Annotated in this window: 14 protein-coding genes and 1 tRNA gene; 6 read left to right on the top strand and 9 right to left on the bottom strand. The window is 67.7% G+C overall.

Going from position 1 to position 15889, the window contains the following annotated elements:
- Nucleotide 1: 1 nt before the first annotated feature.
- The 6 genes from pdhA to DQP58_RS00735 all read right to left on the bottom strand — a co-directional run bounded on the left by pdhA (nt 2) and on the right by DQP58_RS00735 (nt 7404).
- Nucleotides 2–1084, bottom strand: a complete 1083-nt coding sequence (gene pdhA, locus DQP58_RS00760; protein WP_240629498.1) for a pyruvate dehydrogenase (acetyl-transferring) E1 component subunit alpha — start codon at nt 1082–1084, stop codon at nt 2–4.
- Between the two features lie 234 nt (nt 1085–1318).
- Nucleotides 1319–2140 carry an HpcH/HpaI aldolase/citrate lyase family protein gene (locus DQP58_RS00755; RefSeq protein WP_112706607.1) on the bottom strand — a complete coding sequence of 274 codons (822 nt, stop codon included), beginning with the start codon at nt 2138–2140 and terminating at the stop codon, nt 1319–1321.
- Nucleotides 2137–2637, bottom strand: a complete 501-nt coding sequence (locus DQP58_RS00750; protein WP_112706606.1) for a MaoC family dehydratase — start codon at nt 2635–2637, stop codon at nt 2137–2139. The genes DQP58_RS00755 and DQP58_RS00750 overlap by 4 nt, the downstream gene beginning before the upstream one ends.
- The gene (locus DQP58_RS00745) at nt 2634–3800 is read right to left on the bottom strand and encodes an acyl-CoA dehydrogenase family protein (protein WP_112706605.1); all 1167 of its coding nucleotides are present in this window, start codon (nt 3798–3800) and stop codon (nt 2634–2636) included. Before DQP58_RS00745 ends, DQP58_RS00750 begins: the two co-directional genes overlap by 4 nt.
- Nucleotides 3797–5812 carry an acetyl/propionyl/methylcrotonyl-CoA carboxylase subunit alpha gene (locus tag DQP58_RS00740; RefSeq protein WP_112706604.1) on the bottom strand — a complete coding sequence of 672 codons (2016 nt, stop codon included), beginning with the start codon at nt 5810–5812 and terminating at the stop codon, nt 3797–3799. The genes DQP58_RS00745 and DQP58_RS00740 overlap by 4 nt, the downstream gene beginning before the upstream one ends.
- A gap of 5 nt (nt 5813–5817) precedes the next feature.
- Nucleotides 5818–7404: a carboxyl transferase domain-containing protein gene (locus tag DQP58_RS00735; protein ID WP_112706659.1), complete on the bottom strand. Its 1587-nt coding sequence runs from the start codon at nt 7402–7404 to the stop codon at nt 5818–5820.
- A gap of 195 nt (nt 7405–7599) precedes the next feature.
- Here DQP58_RS00735 and DQP58_RS00730 point away from each other — a divergent pair, with 195 nt between their 5' ends.
- The gene (locus DQP58_RS00730) at nt 7600–8256 is read left to right on the top strand and encodes an SACE_7040 family transcriptional regulator (protein ID WP_112706603.1); all 657 of its coding nucleotides are present in this window, start codon (nt 7600–7602) and stop codon (nt 8254–8256) included.
- Nucleotides 8257–8320: 64 nt separating this feature from the next.
- Entirely contained in the window at nt 8321–9097 is a 777-nt protein-coding gene (locus tag DQP58_RS00725) for an MmpS family transport accessory protein (protein ID WP_112706602.1), read from the top strand.
- Nucleotides 9098–9107: 10 nt separating this feature from the next.
- On the opposite strand, the gene DQP58_RS00720 is transcribed toward DQP58_RS00725, so the two are convergent.
- Nucleotides 9108–10460 carry an MFS transporter gene (locus tag DQP58_RS00720; protein WP_112706601.1) on the bottom strand — a complete coding sequence of 451 codons (1353 nt, stop codon included), beginning with the start codon at nt 10458–10460 and terminating at the stop codon, nt 9108–9110.
- A gap of 68 nt (nt 10461–10528) precedes the next feature.
- Between DQP58_RS00720 and cmrA the strand changes: the two genes are divergently transcribed.
- Nucleotides 10529–11335: a mycolate reductase gene (gene cmrA / locus DQP58_RS00715; RefSeq protein ID WP_112706600.1), complete on the top strand. Its 807-nt coding sequence runs from the start codon at nt 10529–10531 to the stop codon at nt 11333–11335.
- Between the two features lie 115 nt (nt 11336–11450).
- On the opposite strand, the gene DQP58_RS00710 is transcribed toward cmrA, so the two are convergent.
- Entirely contained in the window at nt 11451–13022 is a 1572-nt protein-coding gene (locus DQP58_RS00710) for a helicase HerA-like domain-containing protein (RefSeq protein ID WP_112706599.1), read from the bottom strand.
- 326 nt (nt 13023–13348) lie between these two features.
- Between DQP58_RS00710 and orn the strand changes: the two genes are divergently transcribed.
- The 3 genes from orn (at nt 13349) to DQP58_RS00695 (ending at nt 14634) form a co-directional block, all read left to right on the top strand.
- Complete coding sequence (gene orn, locus DQP58_RS00705; RefSeq protein WP_066860339.1) at nt 13349–13996, top strand: oligoribonuclease; 648 nt, start codon at nt 13349–13351, stop codon at nt 13994–13996.
- Between the two features lie 55 nt (nt 13997–14051).
- Nucleotides 14052–14127: transfer RNA gene (locus tag DQP58_RS00700), tRNA-His, on the top strand.
- Nucleotides 14128–14211: 84 nt separating this feature from the next.
- A complete protein-coding gene (locus DQP58_RS00695) occupies nt 14212–14634 on the top strand; it encodes a hypothetical protein (protein ID WP_205869302.1) in 423 nt (140 codons plus the stop codon).
- A gap of 8 nt (nt 14635–14642) precedes the next feature.
- On the opposite strand, the gene DQP58_RS00690 is transcribed toward DQP58_RS00695, so the two are convergent.
- Nucleotides 14643–15854, bottom strand: a complete 1212-nt coding sequence (locus DQP58_RS00690) for a L,D-transpeptidase (protein ID WP_205869301.1) — start codon at nt 15852–15854, stop codon at nt 14643–14645.
- Between the last annotated feature and the right edge of the window lie 35 nt (nt 15855–15889).

Raw genomic sequence — 15889 nt, 5'->3', positions numbered from 1 at the left:
CTCAATCGCTTCGGTCGAGTTCGGCCCGCAGCTGCTGGCGCTGTGCCTCTAGCCCCGGTGTGATCTCGGCGTACACCGAGGTGAACACCTCGTCGATGTCGAAGTCGGGCGCGTCGACTACCGCGTCGCGCAATTCGGTCCGCATCCGCTTGGCGCGCGCCGCGACGCGTTCCCCCAACCGGTTCGACCACAGGCCCTGGCCCTGCAGGTAGCTGCGGTACCGCGCGATCGGTTCCAGCGCCGCCCAGCGATCCACTTCCTCTTGCGTCCGGTATCGACTCGGATCGTCGGATGTGGTGTGCGGGGCCAGGCGGTAGGTGACCGCCTCGATCAACGTCGGCCCACCGCCGGCCCGGGCTCGGGCGGCGGCCTCGGCGGTCACCGCGTAGCAGGCCAAAACGTCGTTGCCGTCCACCCGGATTCCGGGCATCCCGTAACCAATCGCCTTGTGCGCCAGCGAGGGTGCCGCGGTCTGCCGGGATATCGGCATCGAGATCGCCCACTGATTGTTCTGCACGAAGAACAGGCAGGGCGTGGCGAACACCGCCGCGAAGTTCAACGCCTCGTGCACGTCTCCCACGCTGGTGGCGCCGTCGCCGAGGAAGGCCACCGTCACCGAATCCTCACCGAGGCGTTGGGCGGCCATGGCCGCGCCCACGGCATGCAGGGTCTGGGTGCCGATCGGAATCGACAGGGGGGCACAGCATTTCTTGGTGAACTCGATGCCGCCGTGCCACGTTCCGCGCCACGCCGCGCCGACATGCCCCGGCGGGATGCCGCGCACCAAAAACGCGCCGAGCTCCCGATATTGGGGGAACAACCAATCCGTCTTGCGCAGGCACGCCGTGGCGCCAACCTGAGCGGCTTCCTGACCACGGCAGGACGCGAACAGCCCCAGCTCCCCCTGCCGCTTGAGGTTGACGAATTCGCCGTCCAGCTCGCGGGTGACCACCATCATCTCGTAGAGCCAGCTCAGCGTCTCCACGGGAAGCTCACGGCTGTAGCGGTGTTCGGGCGTCGGTGTGCCATCGGGAGCGACGAGTTGCACCGGTTCCAGCTCGACAGTCATCGGCACCGAAGACATTTGCGCCACACCGCCTCCCTCGCCGGGTGCCGCGTGGCCCGGTGAGCCACGGCGGGTCCCGGCAAACGGTCAGCCGGGGTCCACCGCGAGCGGGAGTCGATCGCCAGCTACACGAAAGGCTTCGCTCGCCGCGACACTGACGTACCCACCATTATGCGCTCGAACGAGAAGAGAACGCGTTGATTGCGACGACGGCACAACGTGTCGCGCCACGCCGACGCGTTCGCGGAGCCGTCAGTCGGGGACGGACTCGCCCGCCCTGCGCAACGTCATGTGCGCATGCTTGAGCACCGGAGAGTCGACCATCTGTCCCTCGAACGCGAAGACGCCGCGTTCGGACCGCGCCGCCGTCAGCACCCGCCGCGCCCAGTCCAGCCGCTCCTCGCTGGGGCGGTACGCCCCGCGCACCACCGGAATCTGGCTCGGGTGAATGCACACCGTCCCGGCGAAACCCAGCGCGACGGCGTCCTCGGCCTCGGCCCGCAGGCCATCGAGGTCACGAATGTCGAGGTGCACGGCGTCGAGCGCGACCCGACCGAAGGTGGACGCCGTGAGCAGGGCCGTCGACCGCACGTGATGCGCGACGTCGCGGTAGGTGCCGTCGGCCTTACGGCTGGAGCTACCGCCGAGCGTGGCGACCAGATCCTCGGCGCCCCACATCAGCGCGACGGTGCCCGGTGCCGCCGCGATCTCGGTGGCGAACACCGCACCGCGCGGCGTCTCCAGCAGCGCGATCACATCGCGGGGCGCCAGCGCCGTCACCTGCGCGGCCGACTCCGTCTTGGACAGCATTACCGTGGTGTAGGCGGTGCCGGCCAGGGCTTCGAGGTCCAGCGGGTATTCCGCGGTGTCGGCGGCGTTGACCCGCACGACGGTGCGCTCGGGGTCCAGCGGCGTCTCCTGCAGCGCCTTGCGCGCCGCGGGTTTATCCGCTTCGGCCACGCCGTCCTCGAGGTCGAGGATCACCACGTCGGCGGCAGCGGCGGCCTTGGCGAAACGCTCGGGACGGTCGGCCGGGCAGAACAACCATCCGGGGCCGGCGGCGTGCAGGTTCACTTGACCTCCTGGCCGGCAGGGCGCTTCTGCACCAGCGTGGTGCGCACCGCCCGCGCGACGACGTCGCCGTCCTGGTTGCGTCCGGTGTGCTCGAGGGTGACGATGCCTTCGCCGGGCCGGCTCTTGGATTCCCGCTTGGCCGTGCAGACGGTTTCCGCGTAGAGGGTGTCGCCGTGGAAGACGGGCTTGGGGAACGACACCTCGGAGAAGCCGAGGTTGGCCACGATGGTGCCGAGCGTCAGCTGCGACACCGACAGGCCCACCAGGGTGGACAGGGTGAACATGGAATTCACCAGCCGCTCGCCGCGAAAGCCCGGCTGCTCGGCCGCCCAGGCCGCGTCCAGGTGCAGCGACTGGGTGTTCATGGTGAGCGTGGTGAACAAGACGTTGTCGGCCTCGGTGATCGTGCGGCCGGGCCGATGCAGGTAGCTGGTGCCGATCTCGAACTCTTCAAACCACAAGCCCCGCTGGACAACCGATTTGGCCGGTTCGCTCATGACAGTCCCAGCGATCGTGCGATGAGCATCAGCTGCACTTCGGTAGTCCCTTCACCGATTTCGAGGATCTTGCTGTCGCGGTAGTGGCGGGCGACCGGATATTCGTTCATGAAACCGTAGCCGCCGTGAATCTGCGTGGCGTCGCGGGCGTTGTCCATCGCGGCTTCCGAGGCGATCATCTTCGCGATTGCCGCCTCCTTCTTAAAAGACTTGCCCGCCAACATCTTTGCCGCCGCATCATAGTAGGCCGTGCGGGCCACGTGGGCGCGCGCCTCCATCCGGGCGATCTTGAAGCTGATCGCCTGGTAGGCGCCGATCGGCTGGCCGAAGGCCTGCCGTTCCTTGGCGTACTTGACGCTTTCGTCCACGCACCCCTGCGCCGCCCCGGTCGCCAGCGCGGCGATCGCGATGCGGCCCTCGTCCAGGATCGACAGGAAACCGGCGTAGCCGGTGCCGCGCACACCCAACAGGTTCTCCTGCGGGACGCGGGCGTCGTCGAAGCTCAACGGGTGGGTGTCCGACGCGTTCCAGCCGACCTTGCTGTACACCGGTTCGACGGTGAATCCGGGTGTGCCGCTGGGCACGATGATCGACGAGATCTCTTTTTTGCCGTTCGCGTTGGTTCCGGTGACGGCGGTGACGGTGACCAGTGAGGTGATGTCGGTGCCGGAGTTGGTGATGAATTGCTTGCTGCCGTTGATCACCCACTCGCCGTTGTCGAGCCGGGCGGTCGTGCGGGTGCCTCCCGCGTCCGAGCCCGCCCCGGGTTCGGTGAGCCCGAAGCCGGCCAGCGCCCGGCCGGCGGTCAGGTCCGGCAGCCACTTCTGCTTCTGCTCTTCGGTGCCGAACCGGTAAATGGGCATCGCGCCCAGGCTGGCGCCGGCCTCCAGGGTGATCGCCACCGACTGGTCGACCTTGCCGAGCTCCTCGAGCGCCAGCGACAGCGCGAAGTAGTCGCCGCCCATGCCGCCGTATTCCTCGGGGAACGGCAACCCGAACAGGCCCATCTCCCCCATCTTGGCGACGACCTCGTACGGGAAGCTGTGTTCCTCATCGTGTTTGGCCGATACCGGCGCGACGACGGTGCGCGCGAACTCGGCGACCGTGTCCCGCAGGTCCTGGTATTCCTTGGGTAGGGTCCCCGCGGTAATGGATGTGGTCATGACGCGTCCTCACTCGAATCGTTCGCCGCGCCGGATTGATCGGGCACCAGCCGGGCCAGCACCTGGTCCACCGTCACCTGATCGCCGACGGAGACCAGCACCTCCACCTGTCCGGAAACCGGTGCGGCAAGCGAATGTTCCATTTTCATCGCCTCGACGACGACCACCACGTCGCCTTCGGAAACGTCGGTGCCCGAGGATGCCTGAACCGCGATCACACTGCCGGGCATCGGACTGACGATCTCGGCCCGCTGCGCGCCCGCGGCGCGGTGGATCTTGTTCTCCTCGGCCTCACGCACGTGCCAGGTGCCACGCTCGTCGGCGATCCACAAGTGCCGGTCGGCTTCGGCCCAGTGGTATTCGCGGCGCAACCCGTCCAGCGTAACGCTCATTCGCGATTGCTCGACTTGTGCTGCGGCGGAATATGTTTCACCGCCACCCACCCGAACGTCGGCGGCCTCGGGTGGCCCCCACACCGACACCGTCTCGGTGCGTAGCGGGGTGCGCATGTCGGTGCGAACCGGTGCGGGGCTGCCGCCGGCCCGCCAACCCGTCGGCGCCGCCCACGGATTGCCCGCGAAGTGGCGAGCCCGCAACGCCAACGCCGATTGCCGGTAGAGACCCGCTGCCGCGAGCACGTCATCGGGGGCCGGCACCGGAGCGAAGTCGGCCAGCCGCTCATCGAGCAGCGCGGTGTCCAGGTCACCGGCACGCACGCGTTCGTCGGCGAGCAGAAACCGCAGGAATTCGATGTTGGTCTGCACGCCCAGGATCGCGGTCCGGCTCAATGCCCGGTCGAGTTTCGTCAGCGCCTCGTCGCGGTCGGTCCCGTGGGCGATCACCTTGCTCAGCATCGGGTCGTAGTCACTGCCGACCAGCGTGCCCGCCCGCAGCGAAGAATCCACCCGCACGCCGTCACCGGACGGCTCAAAGACCTGCAGCACCCGCCCGCCCGTCGGCAGGAATCCCCGTGCCGGATCTTCGGCATACACCCGTGCCTCGATCGCGTGCCCGCGCAATTCGACGTCGTCCTGGGCGAAAGCCAGCTTCTCCCCGGCGGCGACCCGTAGCTGCCACTCGACCAGGTCCAGCCCGGTGACCGCCTCGGTCACCGGGTGCTCGACCTGCAGGCGGGTGTTCATCTCCATGAAGAAGAACTCGTCGGGTCGGGCCGCGGAGACGATGAATTCGACGGTGCCCGCACCGACGTAGTCGACGCTGCGCGCGGTGTTGCAGGCGGCCTCCCCGATGCGCGCGCGGGTCGCCTCGTCAAGCAACGGCGACGGCGCTTCCTCGATGACCTTCTGGTGGCGGCGCTGCAGGCTGCATTCGCGCTCGCCGAGGTGCACGATGTTGCCGTGCGTGTCGGCGAGCACCTGGACCTCGATGTGCCTGGGGCGCAACACGAATCGTTCCAGGAAGAGGGTGTCGTCACCGAAGGACGAGGCGGCCTCACGCCGCGCCCCCACCAGCGCCTCGCGCAGCCTGCCCGGTTCTTCCACCAGGCGCATGCCCTTACCACCGCCGCCCGCCGACGGTTTGATCAGCACCGGGTATCCGACCTCGTCCGCGGCCGCGACCAACTCGTCGTCGCTCAGCCCGGATTGGGCGACCCCGGGAACGACCGGGACGTCGAAGGCGGCGACGGCGTTCTTGGCGGTGATCTTGTCGCCCATCACCTGGATCGCCCGGGCCGGCGGGCCCAGGAAGACCACCCCGGCCCGTTCGCAGGCGGCGGCGAAATCGGCGTTCTCCGAAAGGAATCCGTATCCCGGATGGATGGCCTGAGATCCGGTACGCACGGCCGCCTCGACGACCCTGTCGATGTTCAGATAGCTCTCGCGCGCCGCCGCGGGGCCGAGTCGCACCGCCTCGTCGGCCTCGAGCACGTGGCGCGCGCCGTCGTCGGGATCGCTGTAGACGGCGACCGAGCGGATGCCCAGTCGGCGCAGGGTGCGGATCACCCGGACCGCGATCTCGCCCCGGTTGGCCACCAAAACGGTTTCGAACACTGCACTCACATCCGGAAGACGCCGTAGGAGACCGGTTCCAGCGGCGCTTGGGCGCACACCGAAAGGGCCAGCCCGACAAAGGTTCTGGTATCGGCGGGATCGATGATCCCGTCGTCCCACAGCCGGGCGGTGGAGTAGTAGGGGTTGCCCTGACTCTCGTACTGTTCGCGAATGGGCGCCTTGAACGCCTCCTCCTCGTCGGTCGACCACGGCTTGCCCGCGCCGGCGAGCTGCTCGCCGCGCACGGTGGCCAGCACCGACGCGGCCTGTTCACCGCCCATCACCGAGATGCGGGCGTTGGGCCACATCCACAGGAAGCGTGGCGAGTAGGCCCGGCCGCACATCGAATAGTTGCCCGCCCCATAGGAACCACCGATCACGACGGTCAGCTTGGGTACCCGCGCGCAGGCGACGGCGGTGACCATCTTGGCGCCGTGCTTGGCGATGCCGCCGGCCTCGTAATCGCGGCCGACCATGAAGCCGGCGATGTTCTGCAAGAACAGCAGCGGGATCTTGCGCTTGTCGCACAGCTCGATGAAATGCGCGCCCTTCACGGCGGATTCGCTGAACAACACGCCGTTGTTGGCCACGATGCCCACCGGGTGGCCGTGGATGTGGGCGAAGGCGGTCACCAGGGTCTTGCCGTAATTGGCCTTGAATTCGCTGAATTCGCCGCCGTCGACCAGCCGCACGATGACCTCGTGCACGTCGTAGGGCACGCGCGGGTCGGGCGGCACCACGTCGTAGAGCTCGGTCTGCGCGCATTTGGGCGCGACCGGGGATCGCACCTCCCACGGGCTGGCCCCGCGCGGGCCGAAGGTGGCCGCGATCGCACGCACGATCCGCAGGGCGTGTTCGTCGTCGTCGGCGAGGTGGTCGGTGACGCCGGAAACCCGGGAATGCAGGTCACCACCGCCGAGGTCTTCGGCCGACACGATCTCGCCGGTCGCCGCCTTGACCAAGGGCGGACCCCCCAAGAAGATCGTGCCCTGCTCGCGGACGATGACGGCCTCGTCGCTCATCGCGGGCACGTAGGCGCCGCCGGCCGTGCATGAACCGAGCACCGCGGCCACCTGTGGAATCTCCTTGGCGCTCATGGTCGCCTGGTTGTAGAAGATGCGACCGAAATGCTCGCGGTCGGGGAACACCTCGTCCTGCCGCGGCAAGAACGCACCCCCGGAGTCCACCAGGTAGATGCACGGGAGCCGATTCTGCAGCGCCACCTCCTGGGCGCGCAGATGCTTCTTGACCGTCATCGGGTAGTAGGTGCCGCCCTTGACCGTCGCGTCGTTGGCGACGATCACGCACTCGCGCTCCGACACCCGGCCGATGCCGGTGATGATTCCGGCGCCCGGCGATTCGTCGCCGTACATACCGTCCGCGGCCAGGGGGGAGAGCTCCAAGAACGGGCTACCCGGGTCGAGCAGGCGATCCACCCGTTCGCGAGGCAACAGCTTGCCCCGGCTGACGTGGCGTTCCCGCGCGCGCTCGTTACCGCCCAGCGCCGCCGCGGCCAGCTTGACGTTCAGCTCGCCGACCAGCCGGCGGTGCTCATCGGCGAACGACGCCTCGGCCTTCGCGGGCGAGGTCACCACGTTGTCCATCGCCGCAGCAGCCTCCTTGCCGTCGTGCGGTCAGGCAATCCTTGAGTTAATGCTCATTAACTCAAGGGGAGAATACCATCGTCGTCGTTGCCGGTCCAGAAACGACCGCACCAACCGAAAAACGCGAGTTAATCGCGAATAACTCGTGCTACGTTAGGGCCAATTAACCAACGGAGGTTCGTCATGACAACGTCCGCCTCCGACGGTCAGGCGGGTGTCCCCGACGCTCCAAATCGCCGGAGCCAGTTGAAGTCTGACCGCCGCCTCCAGCTTCTGTCCGCCGCCGAGCGGTTGTTCGCCGAGCGCGGGTTCCTCGCGGTGCGGCTGGAAGACATCGGCGCCGCGGCCGGCGTCAGCGGTCCGGCGATCTACCGGCATTTCCCGAACAAGGAGTCGCTGCTCGTCGAATTGCTGGTGGGCATCAGCACCCGGCTGCTCGCCGGTGCGCGGCGGGTGCGGGCCGACAACGCCGATGCCGCCGCCGTGCTGGACGGCCTGATCGACTTCCATCTGGACTTCGTGTTCGACGAACCCGACCTGATCCGCATCCAGGATCGCGACCTCGCGTATCTGCCCGAGGCGGCCGAAAAGCAGGTGCGCAAATCCCAGCGTCAGTACGTCGAGGTCTGGGTGGGCGTGCTGCGGGAGCTCAATCCCGAGCTGGCCGAGGCCGACGCCCGACTCGCCGCTCACGCCGTGTTCGGCCTGCTGAATTCGACCCCGCACAGCATGAAGTCCTCGGATGCGTCGCGCAGCAAGACGGTCCGCGCGGCGCGGTCGCGCACCGTCATGCGGGCGATGACGGTGGCCGCGCTCGCCGCCGGAAATCAGTGCCCCTGAGTTTCCCGTCGTAAGGTGACTCAGGGCTTTAACACTTCAGTCCAGGTACCCTGCAAGCCATGAGGTGGACATGAACGATTCACGTCCCACCGAGCGGTTTAGCACATCGCAGCCGGGGCCGCAGCAGCCGAGGTATTCGCCCTCCGCCGATCCCGCGTACGCCGACCAGACGCCGTACGCGCCGAGCTATGGCGGGACGACGCCACCGTGGGCGCCCACTCCGAACGAGGCGAATACGACCAAGCGGCTGCCCGCGTACTGGCAGCAAGACCTGCCCCCGTCGGGCGACCTGCCGCCCGGCATGGCTCCCCCGCCGCCCGACGCCCCGAAATCGTCGCGGTGGTTGTGGATCGGCGCCGCTGCGGCGGTACTGCTGGCCGTCGCCCTGGTGATTGCATTGGCGCTCGCGAACGACGCGATCAAGACCCAGACCGCCGTCCCGCCGTTGCCGGCGATGCCCGAGCCGAGCACGCCGACCACGACGACGTCACCGCACCGGACCCCGTCGCTCATTCCGGCGCCGATCCCGCCGACCAGCGTTCCCGCGCAGCCCCCCGAAACGACCGGGCCGGCGGCGATGCAGGACGTCGTCTACACCGTCTCGGGTGAGGGGCGCGCGATCAGCATCATGTACATCGACACCGGCGGCCTGATCCAGACCGAATTCAACGTGGCGCTGCCCTGGAGCAAAGAGGTCAGCCTGTCCAAGTCGGCCAACCACCCTGCCAACGTGACCATCGTCAACATCGGCCACAGCGTCACCTGCACGCTGACCGTCGACGGCGTGCAGGTCGCCAAGCGCGTCGGCGGCGGTCTGACGATCTGCGACGCCCGCGGATAGGCCGCGCCCGCTACGACGGCTCGGCCACGGGTTCGGCAACCGCGGGGCCGCGCAGCGGGACCCGGACCGCCAGCATCGCCACCAGTCCAGCGATCAGCACCAGCGAAATCCCACCCAGGCCGGCCCGCACGGCGCCGAAGATGTCGACGAACACCGAGAACAGCCAGGGTGCGACGAACGCCACCGCCCGCCCGGTCATCGTGTAGAGGCCGAACGCGACGCCTTCGCGGCCGTGCTTGGCCATGTGCAGCAGCAGTGCGCGCGACGACGACTGCGACGGGCCGATGAACATGCACAGCAGCAGCCCGCACACCCAGAAGGCCACCGGGCCGGACAGCACCATCAGGGTCAGTCCCAGGACGACGATCGCGAGCAGTGACGCCACGATGACGGGCTTCGACCCGACCCGGTGGTCGACGAACCCGCCCAGCACCGCCCCCACGGCGGCGACCACGCTGGCGGCCACGCCGAAGATCAGCACGTTGGCCTGAGAGATGCCGTACACGTTGACGCCGAGCACCGCACCGAAAGCGAAGATCGCCGCCAGCCCATCCCGGAAGAGGGCGCTGGCGAACAGGAAGTACACCAGGTTGCGGTCGCGCTTCCATTCCGCGCTGACCTCGGTCCACAACTTTCGATAGCCGCCCAGCATGCTGGTCGGTTGATACCCCTCCGAGGGCGCGGTGAGCCGCTGCGCGACGAACAGCAGGGGCAGCGCCAATACCGCGAACCAGATCGCGGCCACCACCATCGCCTCGCGGACATAGAGCCCGTCCCGCAAGGGAACTCGCAGCAGACCGCGCGTCGCGTCGGGACCGCCGCCGGACCCGGAGATGAACCCGGTGTAGATAACCAGGAGCAGCAGAACGCTTCCGACATAACCTGACGCCCAGCCCAACCCGGAGATCCGCCCGGCAGTCTGCGGCGTCGAAAGCTGACGCAGCATGGCGTTGTACGGGACGCTGGCCAAATCGCCGCACGCCGCCGTCGCCCCCAACAGCACCAGGCCCGCCCACAGGTAGCCGGGGCGGTCGCGGATGAAGAACATCGCACCGGTCAGCGTCACCGCTGTGGCGGTCAGCACACTGAGCGCCACCCGCCGACGATGCGGGGATTCCACCCACACGCCGACGGCCGGCGCGAGCACGGCGACGGTCAGTCCGGCGATGGCCGCCGCGCGGCCCAACCAGCTCGCCGGGGTGGTGGCACCGGATATCCCCACCCCAACGCTGCTGGTCAGATAGACGGAGAACACGAAGGTCGCCACGATCGCGTTGAGGCCGGTCGAACCGCAGTCCCAGAGCGCCCAGGCCAGCACGCGCGATCGCGCGGGCGTGGCGGGATGCGACTCCGGCTGGCTCATGCCCGGCACTCTATAGGCGCCCGCGATCGCCCGCGGGCCGCGTTGCGCCCGCTGTCTACGATTGGCGCATGCCGTTACCCGCCCCAAGCGCCGAGGCGCGCGCCGTTGTCACCGGAGCTTCGCAGAACATCGGTGAGGCGCTCGCCACCGAACTCGCCGCACGCGGACACCACCTGATCGTCACCGCACGCCGTGAAGACCTGCTCAAGGACCTGGCCGCCCGGTTGACCGGCAAGTACGGCGTCACCGTCGACGTGCGCCCCGCCGACCTGGCCGACCCGGGCGAACGGGCGAAGCTGTGCGACGAGCTGGCCGCCCGCCCCATCTCGATCCTGTGCGCCAACGCGGGCACCGCGACCTTCGGTCCGGTCGCCACGCTCGATCCGGCCGGCGAGAAGGCGCAACTGCAGTTGAACGTCCTTGGGGTTCATGACCTTACATTGGCCGTGCTGCCCGGAATGGTCGAGCGGAAGTCCGGCGGCATCCTGATTTCCGGTTCGGCGGCGGGTAATTCGCCGATCCCCTACAACGCCACGTATGCGGCGACCAAGGCGTTCGCGAACACCTTCAGCGAATCGCTGCGCGGTGAGTTGCGCGGGTCCGGCGTCAACGTGACCCTGCTGGCGCCGGGCCCGGTGCGGACCGATCTGCCCGACGACACCGAGGCCTCGATCGTCGAGCGGTTGGTGCCGGACTTTCTGTGGATCTCGACCGAGCACACCGCGCGCGCGTCGCTGGATGCGTTGGCGCGCAACAAGATGCGCGTCGTGCCGGGTCTGACGTCAAAGGCCATGTCGGTGGCCAGCGGGTACGGCCCGCGCGCCATCGTGGCGCCCATCGTGGGCGCGTTCTACAAGAAGCTCGGCGGCGGATAGTTCCGGCGGCTGCGTGGCGGCTGCGTGGCGGCGGCGCCTTCGTGGGCGTAACGCAGCGGCGATTATTGGCCCGATTATTCGCCGTGGCGTTACGCGCGCGGAGGGCGGACACGCGCTACTTCCGGCGGCGGCGCCCGGTCCCGAAGATGTTCTTCACCACTTCACGTATCGCGGTGTTGATGCCGCTTTTCACCGTCGGGTTCTGCAGCACTTCCTCCCACATCGAGGGACCTTTCGGCCCCGACGGCTCCGCCGGCTCCGGCATCGGCGGGACCGGCTCATTCGACGGGACCGGTGGGTAGTCCGACTGGGTTTGCGGTGCCCGCGACGAGGGCCGAGCCGGCGGGCCGGCCTGCGGCTGCGCCGGTTGGGCAACGGTCTCGCCGTAGGTTGCCTGCAGCGCACTGCTTTTCGCCGCCGACTTGATCGCGTCGTTGCCGATCGAGGCCATCAACGAGCGGGGCACTCGCATGCGGGTCCACGCGACCGGCGTCGGCGCGCCCTTCTCGGACAGTACGGTCACCACCGCTTCGCCGATGCCCAGCGACGTCAACGCCGACTCCAGGTCGTAGACATCGGTTTTCGGGTAGGTGCGGACGGTCTTGCTCAGCGCCTTCTGGTCGTCGGGCGTGAACGCGCGCAACGCGTGCTGAATGCGCGCGCCCAACTGGGAGAGGATGTCGTTGGGAATGTCGGTGGGCAACTGGGTGCAGAAGAACACCCCGACGCCCTTTGACCGGATCAGCTTCACGGTCTGCTCGACCTGCTCGAGAAAGGCCTTGGACGCGTCGGCGAACAACAGGTGCGCCTCGTCGAAGAAGAAGACCAGCTTCGGCTTGTCCACGTCGCCTACCTCGTCCAACACCGTGAACAGGTCGGCCAGCAGCCACATCAGGAAGGTCGAGAAGATGACCGGGCGCAATGATTGACCGCCAAACTCCAGCAGCGAAATGATGCCGCGGCCCTCCTGGACGCGCAGCAGATCGCGCGGGTCGAGCTTCGGCTCGCCAAAGAACGTGTCGCCGCCCTCGCCCTCGAGGTTCACCAGTGCCCGCAGGATCACCCCGGCCGTGGTGGACGACACTCCGCCAAGGGATTTCAGGTCTTCCTTGCCGGCATCGCTGGTCAGGTGGGTGATGACATCGCGCAGTTGGTTCAGGGTGACCAGGGCGCTGTTGTTCTCCTTGGCCCAGTGGAAGATCAGCCCCAGCGTCGACTCCTGAGTGGCGTTGAGCCCCAACACCTTTGACAACAGGACGGGGCCGAAGCTGGCCACCGTGGCCCGGATCGGCACACCGACCCCATCGGTGCCCAGCGACAAGAACTCGACCGGAAACCCGGTCGGCTCCCAGTCGTCGCCGGTGTCTTTGGCCCGGGCCGCGGTCTTGTCGTTGCCCTCGCCGGGCTGGGCCAGCCCGGACAGGTCGCCCTTCACATCGGCCATCAACACGGGAACACCCGCGGCGCTGAGCTGCTCGGCGATCAGTTGCAGCGTCTTGGTCTTGCCGGTGCCGGTGGCCCCGGCCACCAGGCCGTGCCTGTTGATGGTGGCCAGCGGGATACGGATCTGCGCCGCCGGATCGGCCGCCCCGTCGATGACGACCGTGCCCAATTCGAGTGCCTGGCCACCGACGGCGTAGCCCTCGGCGATCCGCGTCGCGGCCGTGGCAGCTGAATCGGTGCTCATCGTGCTGCGCCCCTCTTCCCCGGTGATTCGGCATGCAGTTCGACAACGCTCACCCTACTTCTCCAGCTGAGACGCGGGCGAGGGCCGGCGCGGGCGTCATCCGCGCCTAGTGCAATGGGTGGCGACCCGCCGCGCTTGCGATCGCAACTGATCCGACGGTTGCGACCCGCCGCGCCCGGCTCCGCCGCGCTTGCGATCGCAACTGATCCGACGGTTGCGACCCGCCGCGCCCGGCTCCGCCGCGCTTGCGATCGCAACTGATCCGACGGTTGCGACCCGCCGCGCCCGGCTCCGCCGCGCTTGCGATCACAACTAGTCTGAGCGCTGTGCGAGACGAATTGGTGTGGATCGACTGCGAGATGACCGGGCTTGATCTGGGCTCGGACAAGCTGATTGAGATCGCGGCGCTGGTGACCGACGCCGATTTGAACGTTCTCGGTGACGGGGTCGACGTGGTGATTCATGCCGACGACGCCGCGCTCGCGGCGATGGGCGACGTGGTCAGTGAAATGCACTCACGCTCGGGGCTCACCGACGAAGTGCGGGCATCGACCGTCGACCTGGCGACCGCCGAGGCGATGGTGCTCGACTACATCGGCGAACACGTCAAACAACCCAAGACGGCGCCGCTGGCTGGAAACTCCATCGCCACCGATCGCGCCTTCATCGTGCGCGACATGCCCGCCCTGGACGCGTACCTGCACTACCGCATGATCGATGTGAGTTCGATCAAAGAGCTCTGCCGCCGCTGGTACCCGCGGATCTACTTCGGTCAGCCGGTAAAAGGCCTGGCCCATCGCGCATTGGCCGACATCCACGAGTCCATCCGCGAGCTGCAGTTCTACCGCCAGGCCGCGTTCGTCGCGCCGCCGGGTCCGTCTACCAGCGAAATCGAGGCGATCGTCGCCGCCCTCGATGGCGGAAAAGACGCACCGGGACCAAACGATTCGGCCTCCGCGCCGCCGACCGGCTAGTATCGACGTCGCCGCTCGTTGACCGACATCGTGCGCAGGTCGGCCTGCGGCCGTGGTGGGTGTAGTTCAGTTGGTAGAGCGTCAGGTTGTGATCCTGAATGTCGCGGGTTCGAGTCCCGTCACTCACCCCACAGGTCAGGGAGCATCACCGCTCCCTGACCTTTTATGGTGTTACCGACTCGGCGCGATGCCGATGCACCCGTGAGTGGAAGGTAGTGAAGAGACAACGCCCCGTCCCGCCCCCACCCCGGCGCCTGCGCCCGGGGGCAGCGGCCGTCGCGGGGGTCGCGCTGTTCCTCGCGGGATGCGGCGGGTCGAGCCACACCACGACGACGGTCATGTCGACACTGCCGGCTGAAACCAAGACGGTGACCAAGACCGTCGCCCCGCCACCCCCGCCCGGACCCAAGACATCGATCGAGAAAAACGGCACCTACATCGTCAATAAGGACATCGCGGCGGGCACCTATCGCACCGATGGCGCCCAGTCCGGGTGCTATTGGGCGAGGCTGCGCAGCTTCGACACCAACGACATCATCGACAACAACGTCGGCGACGGCCCCCAGGTGGTCCGGATCCTGCCGACCGATACCGCGTTCATGACCCGAAGCTGCGGGAGCTGGCACAAGATCGACTGACCGCTACGTCAGGTGTTGGCGTTGCCCGCCTTCCACTGCGGCCACGGGATGTTCCAGTCGCCCAGCCCCTCGATCCCGGGCAGCGTCGGCCCGACCGTGTGCACCACCTCGACGATGTCACCGCTCTTGCTGTGGTCGTAGAACCATTCGGCGTTGCTGGGACTCACGTTCAGGCAGCCGTGGCTGGTGTTGGTGTGCCCCTGCGCGCCCACCGACCACGGCGCGGAATGGACGAAGACGCCGCTGTAGGACATCTGCGTGGCCCAATCGACTTCGGTGCGGTATCCGTTGGGCGAGTTGACCGGAACCCCGTAGGTCGAGGAGTCCATGATGATGTGCTTGAACCGGGCGCCAATGATGTAGACGCCGTTGGCCGTTGGGGTGCTGTCCTTGCCCATCGACGTCGGCATGGTCTTGACGACGTCGCCGTTGACCCGCACGGTCACCGTCTTGGTGGTGTCGTCGGCCGTCGAGATCACCTCGTCACCGATGGTGAAATGCGTCTTGACGTTGTCCTCGCCGAACATCCCGTCGCCCAGGTCCACCCCGTAGGTGTTGACCGCCACGTCGATGGTGGTCCCTGACTTCCAGAAATGCTCTGGGCGCCAACGCACTTCGCGGTTGTTCAGCCAATAGAACGCGCCCTCGACCGGCGGGTTGGTGGTGATGTTGATGGCCTTCTGGGCCGCCGCCCGGTTCGCGATGTTCTCGTCGAAGCGGATCGCCACCGGCTCACCAATGCCCACCACCTCGCCGTCGGCCGGGCTCACATAGGGCATGGTCAGGTGGGCAGGTGAACTGGTCTCGAACGACATCTGCTTGCTGGCCGCACCGCCCAGGCCGGTCGCCTTCACGGTCAACGTGTAGCGCCGGTTGTAGCCGAGCTGCTCGGTGGTCGACCACCGCAGCCCGTCGGGACTCAGCTGCCCGCTGATCGACTTGCCGTTCTCGTTGACCATGCTGACCGAGGCGAGCACGCCGTCGGCAACGCTCACCGTGACGGGCGCATCCACCGTCACGCCGACGGCGCCGTCGGTCACCGAGGCGGTGAGCTTCGGGACCAGCAGGTCGGCCAGCGGGGTGCCCTTGTCGAAGATGACCTTCGCCGGTGCCGCCGCATGGTTGCCATCGCAGGCGGCGATGAACACAGCAATCGGAACGATGGCAGCCACCAGCCATGATCGGCGTTTCCGCAAATGCGCCATCCAGTGACCTTCCATTCAATTCTTCAGATGGTCACCGCTGACCAGCGAGG

It is taken from the genome of Mycobacterium colombiense, from assembly GCF_003284975.1.
Lineage (GTDB): Bacteria > Actinomycetota > Actinomycetes > Mycobacteriales > Mycobacteriaceae > Mycobacterium > Mycobacterium europaeum_A.
The sequence above is the reverse complement of the archived record's forward strand: the minus strand, read 5'-3'. Positions and strand labels throughout refer to the sequence as shown.

Excerpts from the sequence above, each read along its gene's own strand:
- pdhA (WP_240629498.1), bottom strand. The coding sequence starts at position 1,084 with ATGTCTTCGGTGCCGATGACTGTCGAGCTGGAACCGGTGCAACTCGTC.
- DQP58_RS00750 (WP_112706606.1), bottom strand. The coding sequence starts at position 2,637 with ATGAGCGAACCGGCCAAATCGGTTGTCCAGCGGGGCTTGTGGTTTGAA.
- DQP58_RS00745 (WP_112706605.1), bottom strand. The coding sequence starts at position 3,800 with ATGACCACATCCATTACCGCGGGGACCCTACCCAAGGAATACCAGGAC.
- DQP58_RS00730 (WP_112706603.1), top strand. The coding sequence starts at position 7,600 with ATGACAACGTCCGCCTCCGACGGTCAGGCGGGTGTCCCCGACGCTCCA.
- DQP58_RS00720 (WP_112706601.1), bottom strand. The coding sequence starts at position 10,460 with ATGAGCCAGCCGGAGTCGCATCCCGCCACGCCCGCGCGATCGCGCGTG.
- cmrA (WP_112706600.1), top strand. The coding sequence starts at position 10,529 with ATGCCGTTACCCGCCCCAAGCGCCGAGGCGCGCGCCGTTGTCACCGGA.
- DQP58_RS00710 (WP_112706599.1), bottom strand. The coding sequence starts at position 13,022 with ATGAGCACCGATTCAGCTGCCACGGCCGCGACGCGGATCGCCGAGGGC.
- DQP58_RS00690 (WP_205869301.1), bottom strand. The coding sequence starts at position 15,854 with ATGGAAGGTCACTGGATGGCGCATTTGCGGAAACGCCGATCATGGCTG.